Origin of the sequence: Vibrio sp. Vb2960 (assembly GCF_033337665.1) — a bacterium.
Lineage (GTDB): Bacteria > Pseudomonadota > Gammaproteobacteria > Enterobacterales > Vibrionaceae > Vibrio > Vibrio alginolyticus.
In genome coordinates, this window is the sequence record NZ_JAWORD010000042.1 from 1 (window position 1) to 7122 (window position 7122).

7 protein-coding genes are annotated in these 7122 nt (G+C 40.5%); all 7 read left to right on the forward strand.

Annotation, left to right across the window (positions count from 1 at the left end):
- Positions 1 to 114: 114 nt before the first annotated feature.
- The 7 genes from R7O03_RS22160 (at position 115) to R7O03_RS22190 (ending at position 6936) form a co-directional block, all read left to right on the forward strand.
- A complete protein-coding gene (locus R7O03_RS22160) occupies positions 115 to 831 on the forward strand; it encodes a riboflavin synthase (protein ID WP_031848070.1) in 717 nt (238 codons plus the stop codon).
- Between the two features lie 135 nt (positions 832 to 966).
- Positions 967 to 1740, forward strand: a complete 774-nt coding sequence (locus R7O03_RS22165) for an aminoglycoside phosphotransferase family protein (protein WP_262902358.1) — start codon at positions 967 to 969, stop codon at positions 1738 to 1740.
- 140 nt (positions 1741 to 1880) lie between these two features.
- Complete coding sequence (locus R7O03_RS22170; protein ID WP_318132045.1) at positions 1881 to 3143, forward strand: DUF4427 domain-containing protein; 1263 nt, start codon at positions 1881 to 1883, stop codon at positions 3141 to 3143.
- Positions 3144 to 3296: 153 nt separating this feature from the next.
- Positions 3297 to 3983, forward strand: a complete 687-nt coding sequence (locus R7O03_RS22175; protein WP_025580625.1) for a GIY-YIG nuclease family protein — start codon at positions 3297 to 3299, stop codon at positions 3981 to 3983.
- A gap of 632 nt (positions 3984 to 4615) precedes the next feature.
- Complete coding sequence (locus tag R7O03_RS22180; protein WP_053343012.1) at positions 4616 to 5065, forward strand: GNAT family N-acetyltransferase; 450 nt, start codon at positions 4616 to 4618, stop codon at positions 5063 to 5065.
- Between the two features lie 239 nt (positions 5066 to 5304).
- Complete coding sequence (locus R7O03_RS22185; protein ID WP_318132046.1) at positions 5305 to 5664, forward strand: DUF3775 domain-containing protein; 360 nt, start codon at positions 5305 to 5307, stop codon at positions 5662 to 5664.
- Between the two features lie 207 nt (positions 5665 to 5871).
- Positions 5872 to 6936 carry an SH3 domain-containing protein gene (locus tag R7O03_RS22190; protein ID WP_318132047.1) on the forward strand — a complete coding sequence of 355 codons (1065 nt, stop codon included), beginning with the start codon at positions 5872 to 5874 and terminating at the stop codon, positions 6934 to 6936.
- Positions 6937 to 7122: the final 186 nt, after the last annotated feature.

Consider the following 7122-nt stretch of genomic DNA (forward strand, 5'->3'; position numbering starts at 1 on the left):
CTATGCGTTGCGTTTAGTGGTTAAGATGGTATGCGGCGGCATCGGTATTGCGTTGCTCACACCTTAACAGGGCGTTAGTTCTTAGGATTAAACATCAGTAATAAAAGGGAAAATATGTTTACAGGAATAGTTCAGGCTGTAGCCAAAATAGTTGATGTAACCGATCAAAAAGGAATTAGGACCTTTGTTATCGATTTTCCTGATGGTTTTTGTGTCAACTTAGAAGTTGGGGCCAGTATTGCAATCGATGGTGTGTGTTTAACGGTTACTGAAATACTATCAAATGTTCGCGTTAAGTTTGACGTTATGCTGCAAAGCCTCTTAATTACGACTTTAAGCAAATATCATGCTACCCAACTAGTTAATGCCGAGAGGGCTGCGAAGGATGGAGCAGAAATTGGCGGCCACCCTCTCTCAGGTCATGTTGACTTCAATGTTGCGATCGTCGACGTAAAACAAATAGAGGACAATTACTGCATTCGTTTAGCACTTCCAAATGCTTGGAAAAGGTATGTCTTTTCTAAAGGTTATATAGCACTTAACGGAGCAAGTCTCACAGTTGCTGACGTAAATAAACAAGAAGGGTGGTTTGAAGTTTGGCTTATCCCAGAAACTCGTCGAATGACGGTGTTTGAATCAAAAGAAGTTGGAGACTTCATCAACATAGAAATCGAGCGCGGTACACAAGTAGTTGTGGACACAGTTCGTGATACATTAAACGAAAATTTGGGTCCGTTATTACCACTGTTTGAAAGAATGTTGTTAGAGCAAGGTATCGACTTGGATGCGTTGGGTTACAAACCAAAATCGCTTGGTGAGCCAAAGAACTAACAAACTGTTTAAGAGGGATTCGCAACGCGTGGCATTTTCACTATGCGTTGGTTTAAGTGATTAAGGTGGTATGTGGCAACTTCGGTATTGTGTTGCTCACCCCTTAACAGGGCGTTAGTTGCACAGGGAGGTATCATGGAAGAATTATCAGGTGGAAGAGAATCTGCAATATATCGAGATGGTGAAGTCGTTTATCGACCTCTTCAGTCATGGAGTTCTACTATTCATCTTATTTTGAAGCATCTTGAGCGAGCAAAGGTAGATGAAATCCCAAAGTTTCTAGGTGTTAATAAAAACCAAGAAATCTTAAGTTTTGTCGCAGGTAATACCTATAATTATCCGCTTGTTGGCGCAATCGCAACAAATGATGCACTCATGTCTGCGGGTAAATTATTACGTAAAATACATGACTCAACAGTTTCACTCTTGGAGCAAATTGATGTTAATGCACACCGATGGATGTTAGAGCCGAGAGAACCATTCGAGGTTATCTGTCATGGTGACTTTACTCCGTACAATGTTGCCCTATTAGAAAATAAGGTTGTTGGTGTGTTTGATTTCGATACTGCGCACCCTGCACCAAGAGTATGGGATCTAGCATATTCAGTTTATTGTTGGTCTCCGTTCAAAACGGACAGCAATGATAAGTTAGGCACAATCTCAGAACAGTTAGCTAGAGCTAGGTTGTTCTGTGACAGTTACGGTGCAACTGAATCAGAACGAGAGCAATTAGCCGATATAATGGTTCAGCGATTGCAGGCTTTAGTATCCTTTATGCGTAGTGAAGCCGAAAATGGTAATGAATCCTTTGCTGAAAATATTGAGCAAGGCCATCTTCAAGCTTATCTAAACGACATAGAATATATCACTGAAAATAAGCAAAAAATTCAGTGCGCATTGTGCAACTAACAAAATGTTCAAGAGGGATTCGCAACGCGTGGCATTTTCACTATGCGTTGATTTTAGTGATTAAGGTGGTTTGCAGCAACATCGGTATTGCGCTGCTCACCCCTTAACATGGCGTTAGGCACAAGTTCAGAGATAATAATATGACAATTAATTCTATACGGTTTGATTTATCTAGTTGGTTAATACACTTTTTTCGGGATATTGATTTCGAAAGTGATAATTCAGTCCCATATGTTGAACATATGGGATGGGGTAACGTAACGGAAGATACGCATTACTCTGCACTATTCATGCTTCGGTGTGCTATTAGATCTGGACGGTTATGGGCAACGTGGTCCTATAGGAATGGCGCTAGGACTATATATGGGCCAGATCCTGCTGTTTGTTTTACTGAAATGCCAATAGCTGCGTTTATTGAATCTGGTGAAGCTCGTCACCGACGAGGGGAAGCAATGAGTCCTTTTGCCCTTATCTTCCCTAAAAATGATATGTTTATTGCAGGGGCTAACCCTGTCATATATGGCTTAGATGACAAAGATTATTGGCTCCCTTCTGGGCGAGGGGGAAGAGCGAGAATTATTGACTCCAATGTCTTACCTGAAAGGGAACAATATAGGTATGTTACTTATAACCCAACGTCAAGAGTGCCAATTGACTGGAGCCATGAGCGAGAATGGCGCTGGCCATACCGTGGTGATTACAGCATGGTGGAAGAAGAAATCGAAGAGTACGGATTAATCGAAGAGTTAATGGATATTCCTGGTTTAGATTTCTATCACGAGTGTATAAATGGAATAGGTGTAGTTGTTCGTAATGAAGCTCAAGGAAAAAGAATTGCACACGATATTTTAGTTCTCGTTGACAGGGGAGATGTAGCTAAGAATACTTTTGGCTTTATTCTTGTTGCCGATGAGTTACCTAGTGGTGATGAGCTTGTTCATCCGGAGGATACACAAAATGCAATAAGCGCCTCACTAATTGATTTGTCTCCATTCTTTTCACATAAGAAAAATAAATTACATTCATTAGCTGAGGAATTTTCTTCTTTGGTTATACAAGTGGAAAGTGAAAGCTCTCCTCCAGAGGCAGGTATGTATGGTGGCTGTTGGTTATGGGTGCTTGACAACACTTCAACGCTGGTTAGAGCGTTAATTGAAGATCATCGCATTGTAATCACAAAGTCTGGAAAGTATCTGGTGAATCTTTTTGAGTTTAGAGATTCACGTAGCCTTGAACAAAGAGAGCAAATGACTAGAAAGTTAGCTCGATTGGTCAACAAAAAATATGGAATCGAGTGTGGTTACTTTTCTGTCCACAACTCGGATGATCCAAATGATCTGCCATTTTATAATAGTGACCATTTGGACAACTATTTGCATTATAACGTTTCTTGGGAGTACTAAGGTCGAAAAGTGCCTAACAAACTGTTTAAGAGTGATTCCTAACGCTTGGCACTTTTGCTGTTAAATTTGAGTAGTGTGATTACGGTGGCTTAGTTGAGTATTGTGGTTGCGTTACTCACACCTTAACAGGGCGTTAGGCAATAGAAGTTCAAAATGAATTTAGATAATTACGAATATAAGAATATCCCATTAACTCCCACGATCTGTCGCGAGTTAATTGTTGCGCTATTTGCTGGTAAAACTGCGGCAAGAAATGACATTGTTACCGCAGTTGTAGATATGCATGTGAAGTTGGGTGGGAAATCTGCCAATGCTCAAGATGTACCTCGGACAGTAAAAAAAGCGTTAGAAAACTTGAGAAAGGAGGAAATAGCAGCCAATCCAAGCACAGGGTATTGGAGTATTTCAAATGTCTCTACTGATCAAGTCGAAGAAACTAATCAGGAGCTTGATTTACCACAGCTACAACCTCAAGAAGAGTCGATAACTCTGAGTGCATCGAAAATACTAGGTAAAGGAGCATCAAGCGTATACCTATATTACTATCCTGCATACAAGAAACTTGCGGAGCGGTGTGGTGATGAGTATTGGGAATGCAAGATTGGAATGAGCGACAGAGATGCTGTTCTAAGAATTATGTCGCAAGCAGGAACAGCATTACCTGAAACACCAGTGTTAGATCTTCTGATAAAAACGGATACTCCTAGGGTATTAGAAAGTACCTTACACGGACTACTCACCTTAAAAGATAGGAAACTACCAGATGCCCCAGGAAACGAATGGTTTTTAACAAACCCAACAGAAATTGAAAGTTTTCTGGCGCTAATAGATATTGCCTAACAAAGCATTTAAGAGTGATTCGCAACGCTTGGCAGTTTCGCTTCGCTCAAGTATAGCCAAGCGTCGCTCACACCTTAATGCGGCGTTAGTACAGGTTTGAATGTGAAAGTTTGTAAATGTAGGAGTTTATTGGTTTCTTTGTTCTGCTTTACAGCGGTCCAAACGTGCCTTTCACGTTCGCTCCGGTGGCACTAGATGTGCAGTGATCGCGTTAACAATGTCGTTTACGGTCTCTAACGTAGTCAGCAATTTCATTGGTGTGGCTTCTTTCTTGTGGATGGTTTATCGGCGATACATCCTTTCTTTGGTGTCGCAGCGAAAATCTGAAGTCAGTATTCTTTGCAAATTCAAAGCTATTGAAAATTCGTTAGTTTTGCATGTTTTTCTTCTTGCCAACTTTCGTTTTGAGTGCAATTTTTAGTAGGGCAGTTGTCCGTTTAGCTTTCGCGTTTAAAACCAAAGATTTTGTGCTATTTTTCAATATCTTGGCGTGTCAATGCGGGTTTTGACGCAGGTACTAACAAAGCGTTTAAGAGTGATTCCAAACGCGTGCCATTTTCGCTTCGCTCAGATTCTGGCACACTGATGTTTGTCACACCTTAACGCGGCGTTATGAGCTAAGAGGTTTATCAATGAATTCGATTGAAAAAGCGAGTAAAAGTGACATTGAAGCCCTTCTAGATATTCAGGTCTCAGCATTCTCAACAGATCAAAAGCTCTGCGGCTCAGGTCCACCTGGCTATGATGATTATGAGTATCAACTCAAGGCAATGAAGCGCTACTCATATTATGTGATTAAGCATAAAAACGATGTTGTTGGTGGGTTTTACTTTTCAGTGGAGCAGGACAGTCTCAAGTTATTAAGGCTTTTTGTTGCACCAACTCATCAAGGTATGGGGATTGGTAAATTTGCCCTCGACTTTCTTTTGGAGTTAGCTCGCCCCGGAACCGTTATAGAGCTGGAAACACCAACTTTCAGCACTGCCGCACAGCGGTTTTACGAGAAAAATGGCTTCCGAAAAGTAAAGTTGATCGATTATGGTTCTAATCACTCATATCAATATAGTAAGAGTGTCACCTGAACACGCTCATAACAAACTGTTCAAGAGGGATTCGCAACGCGTGGCATTTTCACTATGCGTTGGTTTTTGTGTTTAAGGTGGTATGCGGCGGCTTTGGTATTGCGTTGCTCACCCCTTAACAGGGCGTTATGGCTCCCGTCTTCCTTTCAAGTACTCGAAATTACTTTATCTCCATATAAAGTAGAGTGTTATGCTACAAGTTGTTTTTTGGCAATGTAAATCAAAGTAATGGAGTAGTTATGAATAATTTAAGCATCGAAACTGTACATGAGATCATCGAGATGGCACAAGATTGCTATCCTACGACAGGACGTCCGCAGGTAGTCTCTTTGTCTGATGCAGTTGATGCTGCAATGGAAGAGCTTCCTGGTACAAGTGAACTCTATGAGAAAATAGCGTCATTAAGCTCAGAACAACTAGCAGAACTACAAGCACTTATGTTAATTGGTCGTGGAGCTAGTGAAGAAAGTGCTGATGACTGGGATAATCTATATACTGAAGCGCTAGCTTCGCAACATGCTGAATCAGTGGATTATATAGCATCAAAGTATCCTTTACCTAGTTACCTACAAAATGGTCTGGCTAAGTTAGGTCGATAAAGAGCCATAACAATCTGTTTAAGAGTGATTCGCAACGCTTGGCATTTTTGCTATGCGTTGCGTTTTGTGTTTAAGGTGGTATGCGGGAGCATTGGTATTGCGTTGCTCACACCTTAACAGGGCGTTAGCTTAATCGGATAAAAGTGGCATTTGAGTAAGTACAGTAGTAACTTAGAGTTGTTTAGTGTTTTTGGAAAACCTTCGCTGATGAAACATGTTGAATTTATGGAATCGTTCGAAAATCAGGCTCAATTAAAGCAGTCTGATGCTTTTAATTCAGTTGTAAATGCTACTTCTTTGAAGCCATTTAGTGCTTTTGACTCAGTTGTAAATGCAGTGTCTTTGAACCAACTTAAAGCCTTTGACTTAGCTATAAATTCAGCATCTTTGAATCAGCTTAAAGCTCTTGACTCAGTTGTAAATGCAGCATCTTTGAATCAGCTTAAAGCTCTTGACTCAGTTGTAAATGCAGCGTCTTTGAATCAGCTTAAAGCTCTTGACTCAGTTGTAAATGCAGCGTCTTTGAATCAGCTCAAAGCTCTTGACTCAGTTGTAAATGGAGCATCTTTGAATCAGCTTAAAGCTCTTGACTCAGTTGTAAATGCAGCGTCTTTGAATCAGCTTAAAGCCTTTGACTCAGTTGTGAATGCAGCGTCTTTGAATCAACTTAAAGCCTTTGACCTAGCTGTAAATGCAGCATCTTTGAAACAAATTGATGCCTTTAACTTTGTCATAAATGCAGCATCGCTGAGTCATTTTGATGCGCTCAACTCTTTATATACCGAACAAGAGTTATCTGAATTTTCAGAAGTATTGGCTGAGGTTGGAAATAACCTTCAAGAAGAGCAAATCTCTGAAAGAGACGCCGAGAGAACTCTTCAAAAGTTACCCACTTTTTTCCTATTTTTTCTTAAGTACTTATTTAATTTCATCGTAATGCCTCTATTTGTTGCTGTTTATGTGCAACCGTTGGTGACAGAGTATCTTCAAAACAACAACGAACCTCTTCGAGTACAGAAAAACACAATTAAAAAGTTGCCTCAAAGTACAGGAGTTGAGGTCACTGCTACGAATAGATTTATTAGTGGTGATGGAGTTCGTTTAAGATCTTCTGCTTCTGTGAAAGCAGAAATTATTTCTCACTTAGTCTTTGGTCAACTGGTGTACGTGTTAGAGAAAGAGCGTAGCTGGGTAAAGGTTGCTGTACCTCAAAAAGATGGTAGCACGCTTGAGGGGTGGGTGTTTAATGAGTATACAGAGCGCTTTAGGTAATTAAGCTAACAAACTGTTTAAGAGTGATTCGCAACGCATGGCATTTTTATTATGCGTTGCGTTCAGTGTTTAAGGTGGTATGCGGTAGCTTCGGTATGCGTTGCTCACACCTTAACAGGGCGTTAGTGCGCAAAGATAAAAATTACAATTAGCAGGATTTAAAATGAGTGAAATTGCTCGCTTCAT

Coding starts and splice junctions, on each gene's coding strand:
- R7O03_RS22160 (WP_031848070.1), top strand. CDS start 115: ATGTTTACAGGAATAGTTCAGGCTGTAGCCAAAATAGTTGATGTAACC.
- R7O03_RS22165 (WP_262902358.1), top strand. CDS start 967: ATGGAAGAATTATCAGGTGGAAGAGAATCTGCAATATATCGAGATGGT.
- R7O03_RS22170 (WP_318132045.1), top strand. CDS start 1,881: ATGACAATTAATTCTATACGGTTTGATTTATCTAGTTGGTTAATACAC.
- R7O03_RS22175 (WP_025580625.1), top strand. CDS start 3,297: ATGAATTTAGATAATTACGAATATAAGAATATCCCATTAACTCCCACG.
- R7O03_RS22180 (WP_053343012.1), top strand. CDS start 4,616: ATGAATTCGATTGAAAAAGCGAGTAAAAGTGACATTGAAGCCCTTCTA.
- R7O03_RS22185 (WP_318132046.1), top strand. CDS start 5,305: ATGAATAATTTAAGCATCGAAACTGTACATGAGATCATCGAGATGGCA.
- R7O03_RS22190 (WP_318132047.1), top strand. CDS start 5,872: ATGAAACATGTTGAATTTATGGAATCGTTCGAAAATCAGGCTCAATTA.